The sequence below is a fragment of the Bradyrhizobium dasycarpum genome, from assembly GCF_042019905.1.
GTDB classification, from domain to species: domain Bacteria; phylum Pseudomonadota; class Alphaproteobacteria; order Rhizobiales; family Xanthobacteraceae; genus Bradyrhizobium; species Bradyrhizobium japonicum_B.
On sequence record NZ_CP169574.1, the window covers coordinates 3,948,999 to 3,972,341 of the forward strand.

Annotated in this window: 24 protein-coding genes and 3 pseudogenes; 6 read left to right on the forward strand and 21 right to left on the reverse strand. The window is 65.8% G+C overall.

Annotation, left to right across the window (positions count from 1 at the left end; genetic code table 11):
• Positions 1-117: 117 nt before the first annotated feature.
• The 3 genes and pseudogenes from ACETMP_RS19025 to ACETMP_RS19035 all read left to right on the forward strand — a co-directional run bounded on the left by ACETMP_RS19025 (position 118) and on the right by ACETMP_RS19035 (position 2,745).
• Positions 118-705, forward strand: a complete 588-nt coding sequence (locus tag ACETMP_RS19025) for a GNAT family N-acetyltransferase (RefSeq protein WP_375157385.1) — start codon at positions 118-120, stop codon at positions 703-705.
• A gap of 145 nt (positions 706-850) precedes the next feature.
• On the forward strand, positions 851-1,258 hold the full coding sequence (locus ACETMP_RS19030) for a RidA family protein (protein ID WP_375157386.1): 408 nt from the start codon (positions 851-853) through the stop codon (positions 1,256-1,258).
• 45 nt (positions 1,259-1,303) lie between these two features.
• A pseudogene (locus ACETMP_RS19035) lies at positions 1,304-2,745 on the forward strand (homospermidine synthase).
• A gap of 145 nt (positions 2,746-2,890) precedes the next feature.
• Here the strand turns inward: ACETMP_RS19035 and ACETMP_RS19040 are convergent.
• The 11 genes and pseudogenes from ACETMP_RS19040 to ACETMP_RS19090 form a co-directional block, all read right to left on the reverse strand.
• Entirely contained in the window at positions 2,891-3,229 is a 339-nt protein-coding gene (locus tag ACETMP_RS19040; protein ID WP_375157387.1) for a hypothetical protein, read from the reverse strand.
• Between the two features lie 101 nt (positions 3,230-3,330).
• Positions 3,331-4,047: an MgtC/SapB family protein gene (locus tag ACETMP_RS19045; protein WP_375157388.1), complete on the reverse strand. Its 717-nt coding sequence runs from the start codon at positions 4,045-4,047 to the stop codon at positions 3,331-3,333.
• Between the two features lie 122 nt (positions 4,048-4,169).
• Positions 4,170-5,189 carry a WD40 repeat domain-containing protein gene (locus ACETMP_RS19050; RefSeq protein WP_375157389.1) on the reverse strand — a complete coding sequence of 340 codons (1,020 nt, stop codon included), beginning with the start codon at positions 5,187-5,189 and terminating at the stop codon, positions 4,170-4,172.
• The gene (locus tag ACETMP_RS19055; protein WP_375157390.1) at positions 5,189-6,235 is read right to left on the reverse strand and encodes a CobW family GTP-binding protein; all 1,047 of its coding nucleotides are present in this window, start codon (positions 6,233-6,235) and stop codon (positions 5,189-5,191) included. The genes ACETMP_RS19050 and ACETMP_RS19055 overlap by 1 nt, the downstream gene beginning before the upstream one ends.
• Before the next feature lie 55 nt (positions 6,236-6,290).
• A pseudogene (locus tag ACETMP_RS19060) lies at positions 6,291-7,153 on the reverse strand (metal ABC transporter solute-binding protein, Zn/Mn family).
• Between the two features lie 2 nt (positions 7,154-7,155).
• A complete protein-coding gene (locus ACETMP_RS19065; protein WP_375157391.1) occupies positions 7,156-8,025 on the reverse strand; it encodes a metal ABC transporter permease in 870 nt (289 codons plus the stop codon).
• Positions 8,026-8,031: 6 nt separating this feature from the next.
• Positions 8,032-8,787 carry a metal ABC transporter ATP-binding protein gene (locus ACETMP_RS19070; RefSeq protein WP_375157392.1) on the reverse strand — a complete coding sequence of 252 codons (756 nt, stop codon included), beginning with the start codon at positions 8,785-8,787 and terminating at the stop codon, positions 8,032-8,034.
• A gap of 2 nt (positions 8,788-8,789) precedes the next feature.
• Positions 8,790-9,026, reverse strand: a complete 237-nt coding sequence (locus tag ACETMP_RS19075) for a hypothetical protein (protein ID WP_375157393.1) — start codon at positions 9,024-9,026, stop codon at positions 8,790-8,792.
• Between the two features lie 135 nt (positions 9,027-9,161).
• A complete protein-coding gene (locus ACETMP_RS19080) occupies positions 9,162-9,662 on the reverse strand; it encodes a hypothetical protein (RefSeq protein WP_375157394.1) in 501 nt (166 codons plus the stop codon).
• Positions 9,659-10,270, reverse strand: coding sequence for a permease (locus ACETMP_RS19085; protein WP_375157395.1), 612 nt, complete (start codon positions 10,268-10,270; stop codon positions 9,659-9,661). The genes ACETMP_RS19080 and ACETMP_RS19085 overlap by 4 nt, the downstream gene beginning before the upstream one ends.
• A gap of 233 nt (positions 10,271-10,503) precedes the next feature.
• A complete protein-coding gene (locus ACETMP_RS19090) occupies positions 10,504-11,100 on the reverse strand; it encodes a superoxide dismutase (RefSeq protein WP_028134201.1) in 597 nt (198 codons plus the stop codon).
• A 246-nt stretch (positions 11,101-11,346) separates the two neighbouring features.
• Between ACETMP_RS19090 and ACETMP_RS19095 the strand changes: the two genes are divergently transcribed.
• Together ACETMP_RS19095 and ACETMP_RS19100 are read left to right on the forward strand one after the other, a co-directional pair.
• Complete coding sequence (locus ACETMP_RS19095) at positions 11,347-11,874, forward strand: GNAT family N-acetyltransferase (protein ID WP_375157396.1); 528 nt, start codon at positions 11,347-11,349, stop codon at positions 11,872-11,874.
• A gap of 82 nt (positions 11,875-11,956) precedes the next feature.
• The gene (locus ACETMP_RS19100; protein WP_375157397.1) at positions 11,957-13,342 is read left to right on the forward strand and encodes an MATE family efflux transporter; all 1,386 of its coding nucleotides are present in this window, start codon (positions 11,957-11,959) and stop codon (positions 13,340-13,342) included.
• Between the two features lie 85 nt (positions 13,343-13,427).
• Here ACETMP_RS19100 and ACETMP_RS19105 read toward each other — a convergent pair.
• Positions 13,428-14,575, reverse strand: a pseudogene (locus ACETMP_RS19105) (DUF3095 domain-containing protein).
• A gap of 213 nt (positions 14,576-14,788) precedes the next feature.
• Here ACETMP_RS19105 and ACETMP_RS19110 point away from each other — a divergent pair.
• Positions 14,789-15,187 (forward strand): hypothetical protein, encoded by a 399-nt coding sequence (locus ACETMP_RS19110; RefSeq protein WP_375157398.1) that lies wholly within the window; start codon positions 14,789-14,791, stop codon positions 15,185-15,187.
• A gap of 36 nt (positions 15,188-15,223) precedes the next feature.
• On the opposite strand, the gene ACETMP_RS19115 is transcribed toward ACETMP_RS19110, so the two are convergent.
• The 9 genes from ACETMP_RS19115 to ACETMP_RS19155 form a co-directional block, all read right to left on the reverse strand.
• Entirely contained in the window at positions 15,224-15,427 is a 204-nt protein-coding gene (locus ACETMP_RS19115) for a hypothetical protein (RefSeq protein WP_375157399.1), read from the reverse strand.
• 126 nt (positions 15,428-15,553) lie between these two features.
• Positions 15,554-16,276, reverse strand: a complete 723-nt coding sequence (locus tag ACETMP_RS19120; RefSeq protein WP_375157400.1) for an SDR family NAD(P)-dependent oxidoreductase — start codon at positions 16,274-16,276, stop codon at positions 15,554-15,556.
• On the reverse strand, positions 16,269-17,651 hold the full coding sequence (locus tag ACETMP_RS19125; protein WP_375157401.1) for a class I adenylate-forming enzyme family protein: 1,383 nt from the start codon (positions 17,649-17,651) through the stop codon (positions 16,269-16,271). The genes ACETMP_RS19120 and ACETMP_RS19125 overlap by 8 nt, the downstream gene beginning before the upstream one ends.
• Entirely contained in the window at positions 17,638-17,883 is a 246-nt protein-coding gene (locus ACETMP_RS19130; protein ID WP_375157402.1) for an acyl carrier protein, read from the reverse strand. The genes ACETMP_RS19125 and ACETMP_RS19130 overlap by 14 nt, the downstream gene beginning before the upstream one ends.
• A 139-nt stretch (positions 17,884-18,022) precedes the next feature.
• Positions 18,023-19,828 (reverse strand): long-chain-acyl-CoA synthetase, encoded by a 1,806-nt coding sequence (locus ACETMP_RS19135; protein ID WP_375157403.1) that lies wholly within the window; start codon positions 19,826-19,828, stop codon positions 18,023-18,025.
• 306 nt (positions 19,829-20,134) lie between these two features.
• Positions 20,135-20,398 carry a DUF3551 domain-containing protein gene (locus ACETMP_RS19140; protein ID WP_375157404.1) on the reverse strand — a complete coding sequence of 88 codons (264 nt, stop codon included), beginning with the start codon at positions 20,396-20,398 and terminating at the stop codon, positions 20,135-20,137.
• Between the two features lie 31 nt (positions 20,399-20,429).
• Positions 20,430-20,702 carry a DUF3551 domain-containing protein gene (locus ACETMP_RS19145; RefSeq protein WP_375157405.1) on the reverse strand — a complete coding sequence of 91 codons (273 nt, stop codon included), beginning with the start codon at positions 20,700-20,702 and terminating at the stop codon, positions 20,430-20,432.
• A gap of 120 nt (positions 20,703-20,822) precedes the next feature.
• Positions 20,823-22,700 carry a molecular chaperone HtpG gene (gene htpG, locus ACETMP_RS19150; protein WP_375157406.1) on the reverse strand — a complete coding sequence of 626 codons (1,878 nt, stop codon included), beginning with the start codon at positions 22,698-22,700 and terminating at the stop codon, positions 20,823-20,825.
• Between the two features lie 122 nt (positions 22,701-22,822).
• Positions 22,823-23,245 carry a hypothetical protein gene (locus ACETMP_RS19155; protein WP_375157407.1) on the reverse strand — a complete coding sequence of 141 codons (423 nt, stop codon included), beginning with the start codon at positions 23,243-23,245 and terminating at the stop codon, positions 22,823-22,825.
• Positions 23,246-23,343 lie beyond the last annotated feature (98 nt).

The following is a 23,343-nucleotide window of genomic DNA, read 5'->3' on the forward strand; positions in this document are numbered from 1 at the left end:
AGAGGCCTGACGAACCCGGGAGCCGGCTTGCCGGCTCCCTCCCTGACATCTCGATTCTGACGACGTCTTGGACCGGCGTGCTGCTCGCACGTCCGTTCAAGCGAGGACTGACGCGCCATGACTGCTTTTCGGAAGCCACAGATCGCCCTCACCTCGAAAGCCGCTCCGTTTGCGATCCGCAGCGAGCGTGCCGTCGACGTCGCCGCCCGTGAGGCGCTGCTGGATGCCTGCTTTGGCGAGGACCGCCATGGCCGCACCTGCCAGCGCCTGCGCCACGGACGCGCGCCTGCCGCAGGCCTCGCCTTGTCGGCTGTGCGCGAGGGCAGGCTCGTGGGAACCGTGCGGCTGTGGCACGTCAGCGCCGGAGGCAGGCCCGCACTGGTCCTCGGACCGCTCGCGGTCGATCCTGCCTGCCGCGAGCTCGGGATCGGCGCCGCGCTGATGCATCAAGCGCTGGCCGCCGCCCGGGCGCGCGGGCATGGCGCCGTGATCCTGCTCGGCGACGCCCCCTATTACGCCCGCTTCGGCTTCTCGGCGGAAAAGACGGCTGAGCTTGCGCTACCCGGCCCGTTCGAACGGGACCGCCTGCTGGCGATCGAGTTCGCCGACGGTGCGCTGGATGGCGCCGGGGGGATGATCGTCCCGACCGGCGCGGCCCTGCCCAAACGGAGGTCGGTTCGCGCACCTGTGGCGCGCGCGGCCTGAGGGATCGCTTCCATCGCGACGACCCAAGCCGCGCTGAGCGGCAACGCCCGGCCGCGCCTGCATCACGCCCGTTCCTTTGGGGTTGCGCAGGCGCCAGAAACGCCCTTTAACCCCGCCAAACATCCTTCAGTCGAGGCCCCAAACCATGCCCCGTCGCCTGATCTCCACCGGCTCGCCGCTCGAGAAGACCGTCGGCTACAGCCGCGCCGTGATCGACGGCGATTTCGCCTTCGTCGCGGGAACCACCGGCTATGACTACAGCACGATGACGATGCCGGCCGACGTCACGAGCCAGTCACGCAACTGCTTCAAGACCATCGAGGCCGCCCTGACGGAGGGCGGTTTCGAGATGGCCGATATCGTCCGTGCGACCTATTACGTCACCGACCCCAGCTACATCGACGACCACTTCGCCGTCTGCGGCGCGGTTCTCGGCGACATCAGGCCGGCCGCGACCTTGCTGGTCGTCAGCGCCCTCGCCAAGCCCGAGATGAAGGTCGAGATCGAAGTCACCGCCAAGCGCCGCAGCGTCGACAAGCGCCGCAGCGCCTGATCCACCCACCCTTTGCCTGCCAGCACGTTCCGGAGAAACCGTCCCATGAGCCCTCCCTCGCAGATCTACGCGAAGATCACCGGTCCCATCGTCATGGTCGGCTTCGGCTCCATCGGCAAAGGCACGCTGCCGCTGATCGAGCGGCATCTCGATTACGACAAGTCGCGCGTCACCGTGATCGATCCCAAGGACGAGGGCCGCAAGGCGCTTTGCGAGAAGCACAATGTCCGCTTCATCCAGAAAGCCGTGACCAAGGAGAATTATCGCGAATTGCTGTCTCCGCTGCTCACCGAAGGGGGCGGCCAGGGCTTTTGCGTCAATCTGTCGGTCGACACCGGCTCGACCGACATCATGGAGCTCTGCAACGAGCTCGGCGCGCTCTACATCGATACCGTCAACGAGCCATGGCTCGGCTTCTACTTCGATTCGTCGAAGGGGCCGGAGGCCCGTTCCAACTACGCGCTGCGCGAAGTGACGCTGGCCGCCAAGCGCGCCCGCCTGCCGGGCTCGACCACGGCCGTCTCCTGCTGCGGCGCCAATCCCGGCATGGTCTCCTTCTTCGTCAAGCAGGCGCTGCTCAATGTCGCCGCGGATCTGAAGCTCAATGCCCCCAAGCCGAAGACCAAGGCCGAATGGGCGGATCTGATGCGGCAGGCCGGCATCAAGGGCATCCACATCGCCGAGCGCGACACCCAGCGCTCCAAGAAGCCGAAGGAGCCCGACGTCTTCGTCAACACCTGGTCGGTGGAAGGCTTCCTCTCGGAGGGCATGCAGCCGTCGGAGCTCGGCTGGGGGACCCATGAGACATGGATGCCCGAGAATGCGCATAGCCACGAAGCCGGCTGCGGCGCCGCCATCTACCTGATGCAGCCGGGCGCCAATACGCGCGTGCGCACCTGGTGCCCGACCCGCGGCGCGCAATACGGCTTCCTGGTCACCCACAACGAGTCGATCTCGATCGCCGATTACTTCACGGTGCGTGACGCATCAGGCACGGCGATCTACCGGCCGACCTGCCACTACGCCTATCATCCGGCCGACGACGCCGTGCTGTCGCTGCATGAGCTGTTCGGCCGCGCCGGCAAGATGCAGGAGAAGCACCACATCCTCGAAGAGGACGAGATCGTCGACGGCATCGACGAGCTCGGCGTGCTGCTGTTCGGCCACGACAAGAATGCCTATTGGTACGGCTCGCAGCTTTCCATCGAGGAGACCCGCGAACTCGCGCCCTACCAGAACGCCACCGCCCTGCAAGTGACCTCCGCCGTGCTCGGCGGCATGGTGTGGGCGCTGGAGAATCGAACGAGGGCATCGTCGAGGCCGACGAGATGGATTTCGACCGTCTCCTGGAGATCCAGCTGCCCTATCTCGGCCCGGTGAAGGGTTTTTACACCGACTGGACGCCCCTGACGGACCGCCCGGGACTGTTCCCGGAAGACATCGACACCAGCGATCCCTGGCAGTTCAAGAACGTCCTGGTGCGGTGAGGGGCTCCCACCGGTCATTCCGGGGCGACGCATAGCGTCGAGCTATGGTGCGCAATTGCGCACCTGAGAATCGATCGGGCGGCAGAGTCCGTAGAGAAATGGATTCCGGGCTCGCGCTTCGCGCGCCCCGGAATGACGAAGAGACTTACTTCTTCTCCATCGGCGGCGCGATCTTCTCGGCCGGTGCCGGCGGCAATGCTGGCTTGGCCGCGCCCGCCGCGCCTTGCGTCTGGGGATCCGGCCGCGCGGGCTCGGGCGCCGGCGTGGTCGGCCGGTCGCCGCCGGGCTTGGCTTCCGCTGGCACCTTGCTCTGCTCGTCGGACGGAGTTCCCTGAAGCGGTTGCGTCGCCTGCGCCATTTGCACACGGCTCTCGGCGCGGATTTGGGCGAGCGACATCACCGCCACCACGACTCCCGCCGCGAACAGCGAGGCCGCGATTGTCAGGTCGAGCTTCAGGCTGCGCTTGTCATGTTGGCCGGGCATATCGATCACCGCCTTTATCCACGGGATCAACGAAATCACCCGACCGGGGTTCCATCCCCGGCAAGACTGGAACGGCCCGTCTGCGCGCCAAAACGCCGCGCTTACTCGGTCGTGCTGGCTTCCCAGGTGGCATGGCGCACGCCGGGCAGATGCTGCAGATCGGTCGCCACGGCGTTCAGCTCGTTCGGGTCGATCGCGCTCGCGACCAACTTGGCGACAATCTCCAGCATGTCCTCGCCGATCTCGACGACCTCGAGACCCGCCACGGGATATTTCGCACCCTCGAGCTTTTCGACGAGGCGGTCGCGCATATCAGGCAAGGCATCGGCCGCGACCGCGAGCTTGAAATAATAGCTCGCCTCCAGTGCTTTCTCGTTCAGCGGGATGCGGTTGATGGCGTTGACCAGCGGACGCAGCATGGTGTTGCCGGCGATGACGAAGACCGTCAGCGCGCCCGCCTGCGCGATCATGTCGGCACCGGCGCAGGACCCGACCGCGGCCGAGGCCCACAGCGTCGCCGCGGTGTTGAGCCCGCGCACGTCCATGCCCTGCTTCATGATGACGCCGGCGCCCAGGAAGCCGATGCCCGAGACGACATAGGCGATCACCCGCACCGCGCCCTCTGCATTGTCGAGCTGCATGGCGAGATCGACGAAGGCGGCAGCCCCGACCGCGACCAGCACATTGGTGCGCAGGCCCGCGGTGCGCTGGCGGTATTGCCGCTCGGCGCCGATCAGCGTGCCCAGCACGAAGGCGGTGATCAGGCTGACCAGCGTGTCGGCAAAGTCACCCCACTGGAAGGTCGTGAGAAATCGCATGAATGTAAGCTGCCGTAGGGTGGGCAAAGCGAAGCGTGCCCACGGCTCCCGTTCAACGCAAACAGATCGTGGGCACGGCGCAAGCGCGCCTTTGCCCACCCTACGACCTGGAGGATGACAGATTAAAGCTCCAGCAGGCCGCCGTCCCCATTTTCATCGGCGAACGCCAGCAGCGTGCCCTTGGCGTTCCAGGCGATCGCGGCGACCGGCGGCGTGCCGTTGCGGCGGACCAGGATTTCGGCGCCGTCCTCGAGACGCACCATCAGCACGGTGCCGTCGCTATAGCCGGCGGCGAGGATGTCGTTCTTGGGATGGCAGGCGACGACCGAGACGCGCGCCTGCAGCGGTGCCAGCATCGCGGGCTCCTTGCCCATCGGACCGTCCTTGCTGCCGAACGGCCAGATGATGACGGTGTCGGCGCCCGAGGTCGCGAGCCCCTTGCCGCCCGCGCTCCAGGACATCGAGCGGACGCGGCCGGGATAACCGGACATGCGCATGTGCCTGTTGTCGGCGAGCCGCCAGCCGTGCAGCGCCGGCTCGTGCATCGCGGTCACCAGAAACTTGTTGTCGGGGCTGAAGGTGACGGCGTGATGCGAGCCGGCCCAGGGCAGGAATTCGGCCGATCCTTCCATGTTGGGAAACCACAGCGTCACGCCGTTGTAATGCGCGATCGCGAGCCGCAGCCCCTTCGGCGCGAACGCGAGCCCGCCGACGGTCGAGGGCACGTCGAGCGACTTCTCCTCGCTCTTGCCGCTCTTGACGGTGGCCGTCTTGCCGGCGGACCAGGCGAAGGCGCCGTCGGCGTGCAGCGCCACGGCGTCGATCCAACGCCGCTTCGGGTCGGTGGCGAGCAGCGTCACCTCGCCCCTGGCGTCGAGCGAGACGACCTTGCCGTCGTCGCCGCCCATGACGAGGCGCTTGCCGTCGAAGGCGGTGGAGAGAATGCCGCCGCTGTGCACGGCGAGCTTGGCGACCTCACCCTTGGCGTCGACCAAGGCGACGTTCTCCTCGCCGCCGACGAAGGCGGCACGATCCCCGAGGAAATACGCCGAGGTCACGGCCATGCCGAGCGCAACGGGCTTGACGCGGTCGGTGACGGAGACGATCGAGGCGGAATCGGAAGGCGGCGTGAACTCTTTCATCACGAGACGATGCAGCTCTCGAAACCCTTGCGAATGGCCTCTTCCGGCAATTCGCGTCCGATGAAGACGAGGCGGCTCTCGCGCGGCTCGCCTTCCTTCCACTTCCGCTGGTGGTTACCCTCCAGCATCATGTGGACGCCCTGGAAGACGTAGCGGTCGTCGTCGTCGTGGAAGGCGAGGATGCCCTTGGAGCGCAGGATCTTGCCGCCCTCGACCTGGACCAGGTTCTGCAGCCAGGGCATGAACATATTGGGATCGAGCGGCTTGTCGGTCTTGAGCGACAACGACTGCATGTCCTCGTCGTGATAGTGCTTCAGGCCGTGGCCGTGATCATGATGATGATCGTGGCCATGATGGTGGTGATGATCATGGTCGTGGTCATGATCGTCCGCCGCCAGGAAATCCGGCTCGATGTCGAGGATGCGGTCGAGATCGAACGCGCCGCGGTCGAGCACGTCGGCCAAGGCCACCGAGCAGCGCTCGGTGCGATGCAGCTTCGCATAGGGGTTGATGGCGCGGATGCGGGCCTCGACCTCGGCAAGCTCGCCCTTGCTGACGAGATCGGTCTTGTTCAGAACGATGACGTCGGCGAAGGCGATCTGGTTCTTGGCCTCGGGCGCGTCCTTGAGCCGGTCGGACAGCCATTTGGCATCGGCCACCGTCACCACCGCATCGAGACGCGCGTTCTTCTGCACGTCCTCGTCGACGAAGAAGGTCTGGGCGACGGGCGCGGGATCGGCAAGGCCGGTGGTCTCGACGATGATGGCGTCGAACTTGCCCTTGCGCTTCATCAGGCCGTCCATGATGCGAACGAGGTCGCCGCGCACCGTGCAGCAGATGCAGCCGTTGTTCATCTCGAACACTTCCTCATCGGCGCCGATGATGAGGTCGTTGTCGATGCCGATCTCGCCGAATTCGTTGACGATGACGGCGTATTTCTTGCCGTGGTTTTCCGACAGGATGCGGTTCAGCAGCGTGGTCTTGCCGGCACCGAGATAGCCGGTCAGGACGGTCACGGGAATTTTCTGGGAGGTCGCTTCAGACATAACAACTCCGGCTTCGGGCGATTTCCGCGCGACGCGAGGCGGGGTGGCCCCTGCCCTAATGGTCAAGCGCGCTGGTCAGGGCCTTTATATTGTGCCTGACCATGTCAATGTAAGTGGGTGCAGGCCCCTTTTCGCCGGTCAAACCGTCTGAAATCAGGGTCCCGCCGACCTTTGCCCCGGTCTCTGCGGCGATCCGCCGGATCAGCCGGTCATCGCTGATATTCTCCAGAAAAACGGCCGGGATTTTCTGCGCCTTGATCTGACCGATGATGTTCGCGATGTCCCGGGCGCTGGGCTCGGTTTCGGTGGAGACCCCCAAGGGGGCGACGAACCGGATACCGTACTCGGCGGCAAAATAGCCGAAGGCATCGTGGGTGGAGATCACCTTGCGCCGCGCGGTCGGGATTTTGGCCACGGCCTCGCGGACCTCGCGGTCCAGCGTTTCGAGCTTTTCCAGATAGGCCTTGGCCTGGGCGCGAAAGAAGTCGGCCTCGTCGGGGTCGGCGGCGGCCAGGGCGTCGGCGATATCAGTCACGTAAACCTTGGCGTTGGGCACCGACTGCCAGGCGTGCGGATCGGCCGCCGAGCCCAGCTTGAGGGGGCGATCCCGGCGCTGGCGGTGACGACCTGCGCCTTGCTGCCGGACGACTGCACGAGACGCGGCAGCCAGCCCTCCAGCCCAAGCCCGTTGACGATGACGAGCTTCGCCTCCGCGACGCGCTTCGCATCGGCGGGCGGCGGCGTGTAGACGTGGACGTCGCTGTCGGCGCCGACCAGCGTGGTCAAATTGATCCTGTCACCGCCGACGTTGCGGACGAAATCGGCGAGGATCGAGAAGCTCGCGACGACGTTCAGCCGCTCCGCGGCCTGAAGTGGCGAGGCGATCAGCAACAGCGCACAGAACAGGATGAACCGCATCGTCATGCTTCCAGATGCCGGCCGGGAAACAGTTGCCGGACGATGCCGCCGACGCGGCCGAACAGGACGGAGACGATGTAGAGCACCGTCGCCACGAGAATGATCGCGGGGCCCGAGGGCACCCGGGTCTGGAACGACAGCACGAGGCCCGCATAGCCGGAGAGCGCGGCAGCGACCACGGCGATGCAGATCATCACGGTGAGGTCGCGCGACCAGAACCGCGCGATGCCGGCCGGCAGAATCATCAGGCCGACCGCAAGCAGCGTGCCGAGCGCCTGAAATCCATTGACGAGATTGATCACGACCAGGGCGAGGAAGGCGAGATGCGCAGGGCCCCCGGCGCGACTCACCGTGCGCAGGAACAAGGGATCGACGCTCTCGATCACCAGCGGGCGGTAGATCACGGCGAGCACCAGCAGCGTCACCGTGGCGTTGAATGCAACCACCAGCAATGTCTGGTCGTCCATGGCGAGGATGTTGCCGAACAGCACGTGCAGCAGGTCGATATTGGTGCCCTTGATCGAGACGATGGTGACGCCGAGCGCCAGCGAGGCCAGATAGAAGGTGGCGAGCGAGGCGTCCTCCTTCAGCCCGGTCGAGCGCGCAACCACGCCGGCGAGGATCGCGACCGCAAAGCCTGCGATCAGGCCGCCGGCCGTCATCGCGAACAGATTGAGACCGGAGAGCAGGAAGCCGACCGCGGCGCCCGGCAGGATCGCATGGGCCATGGCGTCACCAACGAGGCTCATCCGCCGCAGCATCAGGAACACGCCGATCGGCGCGCCGGCCAGCGCCAGCGCGATCACGGCGGCGAGCGCGCGCCGCATGAACTCGAATTCGGTGAACGGGCCAATCAGCGCGTCATAGAGCATCGGATATCAGGCCGCCCGCGAGCCGATATCATCGGCGGCGCAGGCCGCGGCGCTGTCGTCGAAGGCCTCGCACATCCGCATCGCGACCAGCAGATTTTCCGGCGTCAACACCTCGGCCGTCGGTCCCCACGCCACCGGGCCACGCGCCAGCACCAGCGTCTCGCTGAAATGGTTGCGCACCATCTCCATGTCGTGCAGCGCGGCGAGCACGGTGCGGCCCTCGTCGTGCCATTGCTTGACCAGCGCGAGCAGGTCGGCGGTGGTCTTGGCATCGATGGCGTTGAAGGGCTCGTCCAGCACGATCAGGCTGGCGTCCTGGAGCAGCACGCGCGCAAACAGCACGCGCTGCATCTGGCCGCCGGAGAGCGTGCCGATCGGGCGATTCTCGAAGCCGTTGAGGCCGACGGACGCGATCGCGCGAAGAATCTTTCCGCGCGCGGCCTTGCCGATGCCGCCGAACAGGCCGGCATCGCGCCACAATCCGGTGCCGACGAAGTCGAACACCGAGATCGGGAAGCTGCGATCGATCTCCGCGCTCTGCGGCAGATAGGCGATGTCCCTGCTGTCGAGCCCACCGAGATGGATGCTGCCGTCGAGCGGCTTGAGGATGCCGACGATGCCGCGCAGCAGGGTCGACTTGCCCGCACCATTCGGTCCGATCACGGCGACCAGCGCACCTCGCGCGACCTCGCCGCTCAGATGGTGGACGGCGGGATGCCGGTCATAGCCGAGCGTGACGTTGTGAAAGTGCAGCGCGGCCATCGTCACCTCATCGCCAGCAGAACCACGCCCCAGAGCACGGCGCAGACGGCGAGCGCCGCCACAAGGCGCGCGGCCATGGTCATGCGCAGGATCGACCAGGGCGCCGCCTGGGCAGGATGCGGCGAGGCGGCATCGTGGGTGTGGGTGTGGGTGTGATCGTGCCCATGCGAATGCCCGTCGCCATGGGAATGGCCGTGAGCATGGGCATGATGACGGGCGTGGGACGCGGCGGGAACCATGGCAGGATGTTATATTATAACATTACTCCTGTCCACGACCGAGGTGTCATGCCGGGGCGATGCGAAGCATCGAACCCGGATCTCGAGATTCCGGGTTCGAGCCGCCCCGGAATGACGGTGGATGGAGGCTCCAGCTCACGGCTTGCCGATCACCATCGCGATGGCGGCGGCCACGAACGGGAATGGCACCGAGACGGCACAGCGGAACCAGACGAACCGGGCCGGCATGAACGGGATTTCCCACAAGATCACCCGCTGGAACGCAAACAACGCCCAGGCGACGACATAGGCCACCACCTGCGGCATCCCGCCGCCCGACTTCAGCGCCACGGTGCCGATGGAGAAGCCGACCACGGGGCCGCCCGGCGTCGCCGCGCCGGCGAGGACGGCGGTCGCAACGCCGAGCCAGCCGCTGTCCGGCCCGAGCCAGCCGGTGATCACCTCCTGCGGGATGATCGCTGCGATGTAGCCGGAGCCGATCACCCCTAGCGCGATCCGCGGCACGATGTTGATGAAGTCCATCGAGCCTTCGCGCAGCGAGGCTTTGAACACCGAGGGGCCGCGGCGAAAGGCGATCAGCCCGACGCCGAGCACCGAGCCCCACAGCAGGATGTCGATCAGGAGCGCGGCGCTCATGCCGCGTCCTCGTCGCCGGCGCGCTTCGGATAGAGCCGGACATAGACGAAGCGCCCGAGCGCACCGGCGAGCACCGGCAACGGCAGCGAGATCACGATCCGCCACAATGTGAAGTCGGTGCCCATGATCGGGATTTCCCAGGCCACGGCCCGGCCGTAGCCGATCAAGGTCCAGCTCACGACCATGGCGATGGTGGCGCCGAAATCGGCTCCGACCGCGAGCAACGCGCTCGCCACGGGATAGGCGGTGAAGGGCCCGCCCGGCAGGATCGCGCCGAAGGCGGTGCCGATCAGAAGCCCCATCAGGCCGGATTTCGGCCCGAGCGAGCGCGAGACTTTTTCGTGCGGCAGGATCTCGGAGATGAAGGCGCCGAGCAGACAGCCGGCGAGCACGCGCGGAAGGATGCCTGAGAACAGCGAGAGATCGTGGGTCAGGATGTCGAGAACGCCGTCGGTGCCGTCACGCCGCCAGACCAGCGCTGCGCTGACCGCGACCAGAACGGCGATGATGATGGTCGACCAGCCGATCGGCTTGCGCACCCGCCCGGGCCGCGGCTCGGACTCCGCATCCTCGGCCGGCGCCGTGGTTTTCGGGGGAAGTTCTGACAACGGGCTTGTTGGCTCGAGGGCGATGCCCGTCCTGATTAAGGGCGGTGCCCGGACGATGCAAACGGTACGATGACAGACCCATGCGCGCATTGCGCAGGGCAATTCCGCACAGCAAAAAGGCGGCCGCTGATGCGACCGCCTCTTTGTCATTCCGGGGCGGCGAAGCCGAACCCGGAATCTCGAGATTCCGGGTTCGATGCTGGCGCATCGCCCCGGAATGACGAGGTGAGAGCTCAGGCCTTCTCGAACAGGGACTCCACGTATTCCCAGTTCACGAGGTTCTCGACGAACGCCTTGAGATAATCGGGGCGGCGGTTGCGATAGTCGATGTAGTAGGAGTGCTCCCAGACGTCGCAGCCGAGGATCGGGGTGGCGCCGTGCACCAGCGGATTCTCGCCGTTCGGGGTCTTGGAGATCTCGAGCTTGCCGTTCTTGACCTGGAGCCAGCACCAGCCGGAGCCGAATTGGCCGACGCCGGCCGCCTGGAAGTCGGTCTTGAACTTCTCGAAGCCGCCGAGATCCTCGTTGATCTTCTTCTCGAGCTTGCCCGGCAGCTTGGTGCCGCCGCCATTGGGCTTCATCCAGCTCCAGAAGTGGATGTGGTTGTAGTGCTGGCCGGCGTTGTTGAACACCGCGGGGTTCTTGCCGAACGAGCCCTTGACGATCTCCTCAAGGGATTTGCCTTCCCATTCGGTCCCCTTGAGCGCGTTGTTGCCGTTGGTGACGTAGGCCTGATGATGCTTGTCGTGGTGGAATTCCAGCGTCTCCTTCGACATGTACTGGCCGAGGGCGTCATAGGCGTAAGGGAGTGGGGGCAGCGTAAAGGTCATGGCTTCTTGTCCGCAACTGGGTGGAGAACGGGTTCTAACGGTCACCCCTTATAGAAGGTTCCGCAGCCGTTAAATACCGCCAATTTGCGAAAGCGCGTGATGCCGCAGCACGGCCGGATTGCATAAAATCGACGCAAGCGCTCACATTGCCTGCAGGCATGATGGGTTGCCGCAAAATATCATTGCCTTTGAAGCGCTTATGACAGAACGAATGCACCACGAAGCGGAGCTCCGAAGAACGAAGCCATGAGCATTGAGATCGACATTCTGAACGGCGACGCCTCGTGGCCGATTGCGGAGCCGTTGCATCAGGCGGTCTGGGGACCGCATGTCGTCGCTGACAAGCCCTGGGCTCACGTCAAATGGGCCAATGCCGATCTGCGCGTCCTGATCGAGACCCCCGAGGACGGCCTGGTCTGCCATGTCGGCATCTACTTCCGCACCGTCACCTGGAATGGGCAGAAGGTCCATATCGGCGGCATCGGCGGGGTCTGCACCCGGGAGGACCAGCGCGGCCGCGGCTATGCGACCGTGGCGATCGACGCGGCGGTCCACACCATGCGCGCCAACGAGGCCGTTCGCTTCGCGCTGCTGTTCTGCGAGCCCCACAATGTCTCGTTCTACGAGACCCGGAGCTGGCTGCCGTTCAAGGGTGAGGTCTATTGCGAACAACCGGAGGGGCGGATCCGCTTCACCCACATGGCGCCCTACGTCTTCAACATCGTCCGCGCCCCGACGCTGGGCACCATCGACCTATGCGGCCTGCCCTGGTGAGCCCTGCGTGAGCGAGGGCTGGGCCGCCTGCCCCGGGCCTTATAATATGTCGATCATCATTTAAAATGTCCGCCCGGTGAACATGACGATCGACGCCCCCATAGACGCCGTCCCGCCGCGGCCGCCGGTCGCCTCCAACATTACGAGCCTGCTGACGGCGCCGATCCTGCCGACGCTGCTCCGCCTCGCGGTCCCCAACATGATCGCGATGGTCGGCAGCACGCTGGTCGCGATCGCCGAGACCTCCTATATCGGCCGGCTCGGCACCATCCCGCTCGCCGCGATCGCACTGGTGTTTCCGTTCGCGATGCTGACGCAGATGATGAGCGCGGGCGCGATGGGTGGCGGGGTCTCGTCTGCGATCAGCCGCGCCCTCGGCGCCGGGGATCGTGCCCGCGCCGCGACGCTGGCGCTGCATGCGGCCATCATCGGCCTCTGCGGCGGGCTGTTCTTCACGGTGATGATGCTCGGCTTCGGCCGCTGGTTCTTCACCCTGCTCGGCGGCCGCGACCGCGTCCTGGAGGAAGCCAGCGGCTACTCGCAGGTGCTGTTCTCCGGCGCGGTCGCGATCTGGCTCGTCAACACGCTGGCCTCGGTGATCCGCGGCACCGGCGACATGCGCCTGCCCTCGATGATTCTGATCGGGGCGAGCGTGCTGCAGGTCGTGCTCGGCGGCACGCTGGGTCTCGGCCTGTTCGGCGTGCCGCAATTCGGCATGCCGGGGGTCGCGAGCGGCCAGTTGTTCGCGTTCAGTTGCGCGGCGGTCTTCTTGCTCTGGTATCTATGGTCCGGGCGCAGCCGGCTGCAGCTCGACTTCCGCGCCTTCCGTTTCGAGCGCGCGATGTTCCTGGACATTCTCAAGGTCGGCGCGGTGGCCTGCCTGTCGCCGCTCCAGACCGTGCTCACGATCCTGATCTTCACGAAGATCCTGGCGACCTTCGGCACCGAGGTGCTGGCCGGTTACGGCATCGGCTCGCGGCTGGAATTCCTGCTGATCCCAATCACCTTCGCCTTCGGCATCGCCTCGGTGCCGATGGTCGGCCTGGCGATAGGCGCCGGACACCCGAAGCGGGCGCGGCGTGTCGCCTGGACCGCGGCGGCGGCCTCCGGCCTCACGGTCGGCCTGATCGGGCTCGTCGTCGCGCTCGATCCCGCGCTGTGGGTCGCGCTCTTTACCCAAGACCCCGGCGTCACGGCCGCGGCGCACAGCTATTTCCGCTGGGCGGGTCCAGCCTTCGTGTTCTTCGGCATGGGCGTATCGCTCTACTTCTCGTCGCAAGGCGCGGCCCGCGTCGGCGGACCGGTGCTCGCCTCCACCGCGCGACTTCTGATCGTCGCGATCGGCGGCATCGGCCTCATGACGGCGCAGGCGCCGGCCTGGACCTTGTTCGCGCTGGTCGGCGGGGCCATGGTCGTGTTCGGCCTGTCGACGGCGGCCTCGGTCGCGTTTGTGCGCTGGGGCAAATGAGCGCAGCAAAAGCGCAGGAATGCGATTGCAGCCGCTCGGCACACCGTCACTGCGGGCCGCAACGCGTCCGGGACACGGGAATCGGCTACGCCGCCATCGCCTTCAGCGCCGTCGCTGCCGAGGCATAGCCGCCCCGGGCGCCGTCGATGAAGTGGACGTGGTCGCTCCGCAGCGCCGAGGGTGCGAAACAGGTCATCATGGCAGCGTCCTGCTGATGCAGGCCGTAGCGCACGATGCCCTCGCGCGCGGCGGCCGCGAGGCGATCGCTCAACGCGCGCCTCGAGCTGCGGGGTGCAGTCGAGAACCATGCGCAGGCCGTCGTCATACTTCCTGAAGTCCGAGTTCTCGACGACCTGGCGCTTGTAGAGGCTGGGCACGAAGCCGCCGACCTTGATGTCGAAGCGCATGATCAGATAGGCGAACAGCGTATAGGCCAGCACGCTGGCTCGGCGCGCAAGCAGCGGGCCGCCGCGCCGGGTGCGCGCTTCGTAATCCAGCCCCTGCGGCGGCCATTTCAGCGGCGGTCCCTGCGGCGGCACCGGACGGGCGCCGTCCGGGCTGCGCTCGACGAGATGGATGACGTCCTCGATCACCTTGCGGAAGGCATGCGGATCGGCGCCGCGCGCCGGCATCACCAGCACCGACAGGATCAGCCCGCGCGAGGCCGGCATCGTCTCGAAGCGGCAGGACAGTCCGGACAGGTCTGGCTGCGTGCCCGCCGGCGCCTCGGCGACCGCGAACTCGCCGCGTTTCATCGCCGCGTCGGCGAAGGCGAGGCCGCCGCCGGAGAACATCGCATAGGACAGGTTCGCCGACGGACCGAAGCGCGCGACACGTACGTCGAGGCCGTGCGCGCGGATGGCGCTCACCGGGACCAGCGCGACCCGCATCCTCCAGGTCGAGATCCTCCCGCACCCAGGTGGCGGTCGCGGCGAGCGCGGCGCGCGCCGCATCGAGATCGCCGGGCGCGACCGCAAAGCTCGCACCGTCGCCGCCGAACACGAAGGGGAATTCGCGTCCCTCCAAGGCGTTCGTCACCGCCGCGATCACGGCCGCACCGGCCATATTGACCGCCTTGTAGCGCTGCGCGGCGATCGCCTTGGTGGAATCGACGATATCGGCAACGCCGATGCTCCAATCGTCCGGAAGCGGCGCATAGAGCGCAGGGTCCATCAGGCTGGTGAAGCCGCGGAAGACCGGAATGCCGCCATAGAAGGATTCGCCTGAGTTCATCGGGGATGCCGGATGGTTGGAATGCGCAAACAAATACGTGGCAGGATCGATCCGGGTTCGCCGGCCGCCGGCCCCTTTCGATCATTTGGCTGAAATGGGCCGGAACAACAAGACGCCGGCCCGCCGGGCAATGCCGCGGGGGTCATTGATCGGCATCAAACGACCCGCCGGGGAGTGCGGCTATCCTCGTTCAGCTCCACGGCCTTGCATGGGATGATCGAGGTGTCCGACTTCGGCAACAGGGACTCCACCTCTCCGGTCCGCCGGCGCACCGGCGTCGACCCGATCAGCGCGGTCAAGATGCCCGAGAGATTGACGGAAGCCGTCGATGCCTGGGCTGAATCCCACCGCTTGACCCGCTCGGATGCCATCTGCAAGCTGATCGAGTTGGGCCTGAAGATCGCGCCGCCGGCGCTCCCTCCGGAGCACCCGATCACGTCAGAGGCGATCAGGATCGAGGAGATCGCAGTCCACGAGATCGAAACGCTGCTCGATCCCGCGTTGCCGGAGGACGAGCGCGAGCGCCGCATCCGCCGCCTCACCGAAGGGCCGCCCGAATTCTCACATGAACGAATTGACCTGCCGAAGGCCTCGCCGAAGCACGGGACGTGACGGCCAAAGCATGACCCGGAAGTGCGCAGCGGTTATCTAGTGCAGCTTCGCGTCCTGACGCTTGCGCGAGGTGTCGAGCGACGCGTCATGGCAGCCGACCAGCCGGACGAATTGCTGCGGGTACATCTCATAGCCGTGATCACCGGAATTTTGATGCGCCATCGGCGGACAATGGACAACGTCCGGCTGGGCTTGCTCCGTCCGGCCCCGGATTGAAGCGGCCGTGTTTGGCAGGGCCATGGACTGCTCCTCGTCGATTAGGGCAGATCGATTGACGTAACCCGATCGATTGCGGGGCATATTACGACCAATCCGGGCTGAATGTCATTGCGCCCGATCAACGCAATCATGCCGGCCGAGTTCCGCTCACGCCGTATTGCCCGCATCGATGGTGAACACGGTGCCGGTAACGTTGCGGCCGCCGTCCCCCAGCAGATATTCCACCATGCGCGCGACATCGTCTGTCTCCGGCAGCCGGCGTAGCGCGCTGCGTCCGGCGATGCGCTTGCGCCCCTCGTCGGAGAGATTGTGGGTGAGCTCGGTATCGATGAAACCCGGTGCGATCGCATTCACGGTGATGCCGACCTTGCCGACCTCGCGCGCCAGCGAGCGGGTGAAGCCGGTGGCAGCCGCCTTGGTCGCGCCGTAGACGGACAGGCCGTTATAGCCGGTGGTCGCAATGATCGAGGAGATGTTGATGATGCGGCCGGCGCCGTCCGCCATCATCTGCCGCGCCACGTATTTGGTGAGGATGATCGGCGACAGCACGTTGAGCTGGACCAGCGATTCGATCTCGGAATTGTGCATGGTGGCGAGCAGGCCTTCGGTACCGAGGCCGGCATTGTTGACGAGGCCGTAGACCGGGCCGAACTCGTCGCGCACGAGCTTTGCGAAGGCCGGGATCGCGTCGATCACGGCAAGGTCGCAGGCGCGGAAATGCAGGCGCCCCTCGGATTTTGCGATTGCGCCCTCGAGCTCCTCGCTCTGGCGCCGTGCCACTGCGATCACGTTGTAGCCGGCACCGGCCAGGCGCCTGCCGATCGCCAGACCAATGCCGCGGCTGCCGCCGGTGACGAGAACGTTATGCATCGGTGCGCGCCAGCTTGCCGGCCGGGGTGACATCGAGCGCCTCGACGAAGCGGATCACCGCCGGCACCTTGTGCGAGGCGAGCTGCGCACGGCACTGAGCCAGGATCTGGTCGCGGATCTCTTTCACGCGCGCCTGATCGGTGCCGTCGGCCAGGACCACGTCGGCGACGACGATGCCGCCGGTGATCGGGCTCTTGCGCGATTTCGCCCGCGACATCCGCACGTCGGGATGACGATTGATTACCGCCTCGATCTCCTCGGGGTGGACCTTCAACCCGCCGATATTGATGATGCCGCCACGGCGGCCGACGAAATAGTAGCGGTCGCCGCGCAGCTCGACGATGTCGCCGCTGTCGACGAAGCCGTCGTCATCGGTGAGCGCCGCGACGCTGCGCCCGACATAGGCGTGCGCGGTGCGCGTCGAACGGATCCGCAGCGAACCGTCGACCACCTTCATCTCGACGCCGTTGCGATTGCCGAGATAGTCGGCCGGAAAGCCTTCCAGCCCGTCATTCACGGCGAAGCCGACGCCGGCCTCGGTCGAGGCATAGGCGTGACCGACGGAGGAATTGGGGAATGCTGCCTTCAATCCGTCGAGCACCGCCTGGTCCGCGATTTCACCGGACAGGCGGACGTAAGCCGGGGCGAATTGCGTGGCCGAGCCGCTCATCAGGAGCTTGCGCCAGTGCGACGGCGTGCCGGAGATGTGCGAGATGCCACGCGCCTTCAGCCGCGCGACGTGGTCGCCGAGCGCCTCATGCGGGTCCGACAGCACCATCGAGCCGCCGGACAGGACGGCGCGGAGGAATATCTGCAGGCCGCCGTAGCGGCGGATGTCGTAGAACGTCGCCCACACCGGCGCAGGTCCGCGCGCGGGGCCCTCGGCGACGATGGCGCCGGTCAGCGCTTCCAGCGTGTGACCGACGATTTTCGGCACGCCTGAGGTGCCCGAGGTCAGCATCAGCCATTCCGTGGCGCGCTCGGTCTTGGCCGGCGCGGCCGCCTCGAGCGGCAATTGTGCCGTCACGACCAGCGACACGACGGAATCGGCCCAGCGACCGGGTTCGTCGGTGACGACGGCATCGATCCCGGCATCCGCGATCAGCGCGTCGAGATGTGCCGGGTTGAGATCGGGTGGGCACAGCAGCATGCGGCTCGCGATGCCGTCGAGCTCGATCATGGCAAGGCCCGACCGGAGCTGGTCGGCCAGTTTGAGCAGCACGGAGCGGCCCGACAATTCGCGCAGGCGGCCGCCCAGGACCGTCTGCGACAGGATATCGGTCAGCGACACGACATCATGCGCGTCGGAGATCGTGCGGCCTTTCAACTCCGCGCTGAGATAGTCGCGGAGTGCAAAGATCTCACGCGGGGACATTTTCGTAGGCCCGCACGAAATCGCCCACGGTGGCGGGGAATGCTGCGTCCTCGGAAATGGTGAAGGGGTCGACGCCGGTGTCGTCCTCGAGACGCGCCACCAGGATGGCGAAGGCGAGCGAGTCGAAGCCCGTCTCGTGCAGAGACAGATCGTCCGACAGCTCCGGAAGCGCGACGTTTTGCTCCTTGGCGATCTGCCGGATCGCCTCGATGACCTTTGACCTTACCGACATGGCTGGCTCGCTTTGTTATCGTTGGTGTTGCGGCGGCTCTTGTTGGCCGCCTCCCCATGGCCGCCTGTTTACCCGAGAGAAGTAAATGGCTTCTTGGACAATTCAGATAAAATTGGACCTATCTGCCGATTTTGGCGGGTCACAGCCTGATCGAGCCGCCCAGGATTGCCGCATAAGCCTCGGCATCCAGCGGGACATAGGCTCCGGATTTCGAGTCGGCCATGAATAGCGGGTCGGGGATCGCGGCGGGATCGAAGCCTTCCCGCAACAGATCGCCCTTCTTCTGCTTGAACGTCTCGGTCGCATCGATCTCGCGGCAGATGCGGATGAAGACCGGGCGTGCATAGGCCGGCAGGCGCTGCGACAGATGTGCGGGCAGTGCCGCAATGTCAAAGCCCTCGTTGACCACGATCGCGCTCATGCCGGCGCGGCCATCGGCGCCGGGGATGCTGACGCCGTAGGTGGTGGCGTCGACCACGCCGGTGAAATCGCGCATCACCTCGTTCACCTCGGAGGTCGCGACGTTCTCGCCTTTCCAGCGGAATGTATCGCCGATCCGATCGACGAAATGGAAGAACCCCTTGTCGTCGATCCGCATCAGATCGCCGGTGCGAAACCAGGCATCGCCCCTGGCAAACACATCGCGCAGGATCTTCTTCTCGGTTTCGCCGGCGTCGGTGTAGCCCTCGAAGCGACCCCCGCCCTCGTCGGCGGTGCCGATGCGGCCGATGGCTTCGCCGGCCTCGCCGCGGGCGCAGGCGATGCAGAAGCCCTTTTCATCGCGCAGCGGCGCGCCGTTGTCCGGATCGAGCCTGACGAGATTGGCAGGGAAGCGATGCGCCAGCAGCGGCGGGATGCGGCCGATCGCGCCCGGCTGGCCCTCGACGTTGAACAGCGAGAAATTGCCTTCCGTCGCCGCATAGAATTCGAGGATACGGGGAATGGCGAAACGCGCCTGAAAGTCCTCCCAGATGTCGCCGCGCAGGCCGTTGCCGCAAACGAGGCGGAGACGATGGCGGTTCTCGTATTCCGAGGGCGGAGCCTTGAGCAGGTAACGGCAGAGTTCGCCGATATATTGAAACAACGTGCAGTCATGGCGGACGATGTCGGACCAGAAGTATGACGCCGAGAATTTCTCGGCGATCACCACCGAGCCGCCGGCGGCGAGCATGCTGCACGGCGCGACGATGCCGCCGACCGAGTGGAACAGCGGCAGGCAATCATAGAGCCGGTCTTGCGGACTCGCGCCGGTGAGACCGGCGAACCAGAAGCCCCAATTGAGAATGCGGCGGTGGCTGATGCTGGCGGCCTTCGGCAGGCCTGTCGTGCCCGAGGTGTAGATCAGCAGCGCGCGGTCGTCGATGGTGACCTCGCCGTGCTCCTCCGGCGACAGCGGCGCGTCGTCCAGCGCCGCAAGCGCGACGTCGATCGCGCGGTCGCCGCGGGCGTCGCCATGCGTCCACACCTTGGCCTGACTTTTCAGATGCGGCGCGGCTTCCTCCAACATCTCCGTCAGCTCATGCGCCACGATGATGTGGGAGGGCTTGGCGACGTCGATGCAATGCGCGAGCGAGGGGCCGACCAGCTTGGTGTTGAGAAGCGCGACCACGCCGCCGACCCGGCTGATGCCGAGCCACGCCGCGACATAATCGATGCCGTTCGGCATGATCAAGGCGACGAGATCGCCCTTGGCCACGCCGACCGAGCGCGTCCAGCGCGCGTAACGATTGATGCGCTTCGACAGGCCGGCATAGTCGAGACTAGCGTCGTCCGTCAGCAGCGCAACGCGGTCGGGCTGACGCTGCGCCCAATCGTCGATGACGTCGGCGAACAGGCGTCCCGGCAGCGTCTCGATCCGCGCGGTGAGCTCGATCGCCTTCAGCCATATCTTTGAAGCCGAAGGGGTACGCCGGGCTTTCGGTTGCTCGATGACAGCGGTCGTCATTTGCCGTTCATTCTTTCGGAAGGTGTCTGCTGGCTCCCCAAGCTTAGCCCGCACGTCCTGCCCAGGTGTTAAAGGACAAGGTAAACCCGGTTAGTGCGGGATTAACGCTAGCCATCCTTTACCGGGCCGACGCTTCCGACGGCATGCCGTCAGCGCGGGCCGATCGCCGGCGCAAGATGGGGGAAGCTGTCGGGACAGAAAAGACGGCGGCTTGCGAGCGCGCAATCCCGCGCCAGGGATGCGGCTGGCCCTCACATCATCTTCGCAAGCGGAACGTGCCTGGCCTGGTGGCGAGCGTAGTGGCCGCTAGCCGCTGCGCTTGTGACGCGGGCGCTGCGAAGGTGCGTTGGACTGATAATACGGATTGAGATCGCAGGTCGCGGCGCGGCCTGAGGCTGTGGCGCGGCACTGCGGCATCGAGGTGAAGGAGCAATCATACCAATTCAGGCCGCCGCGACCGGCATAGACGTGCATGCAGACGGGATAGCGCGGATCGTAGGTCTGCGCATGCGAGGCGGTGGCCGCGAGCAATGCCGCGACGACCACGATGGGATACAACCAAAGACGCACGACAGGTCCTCCTGCACGGCACATCGACGATCTAATGCGGCTTCTTGTGGCGCCGCCGCGGCGGCTGCTCGGGCGCGTAATAGGGATTGACGTCACAGCTCGCCGCACGCCCCGACGCCGAGGCCCGGCATTGCGGCATCGAGGTGAAGGAGCAGTCGAAATAATCACCGCCACTGCCGCCGCTACCACCACCGGTGTAAACATGCATGCACACGGGATAGCGCGGGTCGTATCTCTGAGCATTGGCCGGTGCCGCAACGAACAGCCCGGCAATCGCGATGAGGCTCACAATCGGCAGGCGCATGAACTAGTCCTCGATCGACGACGGGTCTGTTGCCGACGACCCGCTATGGCATAACACGAGGCCGGCGGCGACTGTTCCCAGGGACCAATGACGGCAAGGTGAGCGCTGCGGGCTGCGGCGCTATGCGCCGAGCCCCTGCAACACCAGCCGGTTCAATCGCGCGGCAAACGCCGCCGGATCTTCCGGCAACTCGCCGTCCAGGATCTGCGCCTGCTCGAGCAGGAGCAGGCTGAGATCGTCGACGGTCTTCGAGCCGGCTTGCGCCTTGGTGATCGCCGTCACCAGCGGATGACGCAGGTTGATCTCGAGGATCGGCTTGGTGCGCAGGCCCCGGTTCTGCTGCGACAGGATGCGCTCGAGCTCGCGGCTCGGGCCCTGGCTGTCGGCGACGAGGCAGGAGGCCGAACTGGTGAGGCGCGTCGAGGCCTTGACGTCGCTGACGCGCTCGCCGAGCGCGGCCTTGATCACGGCGACGGTGGCGGCCTCATCCGCGGCCGGCTCGTCCTTCTTCGCCTCGTCCGCCTCATCGACGCGCGGGATCAGGTCGAGATTGAGATCGCCCTGGCTCAGCGACTTCAGCGGCTTGCCCTCGAACTCCTGGGGCATCGAGGTCCAGAACGCGTCGACGGGATCGGACAGCAGCAGCACCTCGATGCCGCGCGCGGTTGCCGCCTCGAGCCGCGGATTGGACTTCAGCCGCTCGATGCTGTCGCCGACGAGATAATAGATCTCGGTCTGGTTCGGCTTGAAATCGGCGATGACCTGCTTCAGCGAACGCTTCTCGCCCGACGTCGTGGTGAAGCGCGACAGGGCCAGCAGCTTTTCGCGCCGCTCGAAATCCTCGTAGATGCCTTCCTTGAGCACCGCACCGAACCCGTCCCAGATCTTGGCGAAATTGTCCGGATCCTTGTCGGCAAGGCTTTCGAGCTCCGACACGACCCGGGTCGCCACCGCCTTGCGGATCTGCGCCAGCTGCGGATTGTTCTGCAGCATCTCGCGGGAGATGTTGAGCGGGAGATCCTCGCTGTCGACGACGCCGCGGATGAAGCGCAGGTAGCCCGGCAACAGATCGGCATCATCGGTGATGAAAACCCGGCGGACGTAAAGCTTCACGCGGCCCTTGCGGTTCGGCTCGAACAGGTCGAACGGCTTGGTCGAGGGCGCGAACAGCAGCACGGCGTAGGAATAGCGCCCCTCGGCACGGTAATGCAGCGTCATCGCGGGATCGTCAAAGGCGGACGCGATCTGCTGATAGGCCTTCTTGTAGTCCTCCGGCGTCAGCTCGGATTTCGAGCGCTGCCACAGCGCGCTCGCCGAATTGATCTGGCGCGGCTCGCCTTCTTCCGGCACGAGCTCGATGGGGAACAGGATATTGTCGGAATAGGCGTGAACGATGCGCTCGATCTCGAAAGCCTCGAGATATTTCCGGGCATCGTCCTTCAGGTGCAGGACGATCTCCGTGCCGCGCGTCACGCGCGCCGCCTCCTCCTCGCTGGCGCGGGCGATCTCGAAGCCGGAGCCGCCGGAGGACGTCCAGGTCCAGACATCGCTCTCGCCGGCGCGGCGGCTGATCACGACGATCTTCTCGGCGACCATGAAGGCGGAATAGAAGCCGACGCCGAACTGGCCGATCAGGCCGAGGCCGTCCTTGGCCTCCTTCAGTTTGGACACGAACGCCTTGGTGCCGGAGCGGGCGATGGTGCCGAGATGATCGATCAGCTCCTGCCGCTCCATGCCGATACCGTTGTCGGCGATCGTGAGCGTATTGGCCGCCTTGTTCGGGGTGATGCGGATCTTGAGCGCGTCGCCCTCGCCCAGCAGCGCCGGGCTGGCAATCGCCTCGTAGCGAAGCTTGTCGCAGGCGTCGGAGGCGTTGGAGACGAGCTCGCGCAGGAAGATGTCGGTCTCGGAATAGACGGAGTGCACCATGAGGTGCAGAAGCTCGGAAACCTCGGCCTGGAAGGGCTGCGTATGCACAGCCGTGTCTGACGTCGTCATGCGTTTACCCGGTCAAAACGAAAGGGAAGAAACCCGGGATATAACGCGAGGCGAGGGGGATCAAGTGGACGTGAAAAATCGCCCTCCCGGCGGGAGGGCGATCTGTCCGATCGCTCGGCGGATCAGGTGACGCAACGACCGGGCTGGAGCAGCTTTGCGACCTCGGTCAGCGAGCTGACCATGGGCTCGCAGGCAATCGTCGGCTTGGCGCGCACCTTCTTCTGGTTCTGGAGCAGTGCCGGCGGCTTGGCGTTGCCGGTCTCGATCGCGGCGGGGACCCGCAGCAGCACCGACGTGGCGGCGAGGTCGTTCAGGCGCATCGAGACGGTGCGGGTGGGAACCGCGGCCGGCTTGAGCTCGGCAAGACGGTCGGTCTTGCCGGCGCGATTGACGTTGTGACCTGGGGCGTCTCGCAAGCTGTGGCTGGGCAGATCGGCGACCGCCTGCCAGCGATCGGCCAGATCGTGGCCGGAGGCCAATTGCACCGCGCCAAGCGTTGCGGCAATCGCGATTGCGCCTAAAAATATCTTATGAATCTGTGACATGGACGTCGATCCCTCGCCCCATGGCGATCGCGGGAACAACGCGAGCGGAGGACCGGGGGTTCTTGGCCGTGACGATCACTTAACCGTGTCCGGCAAAC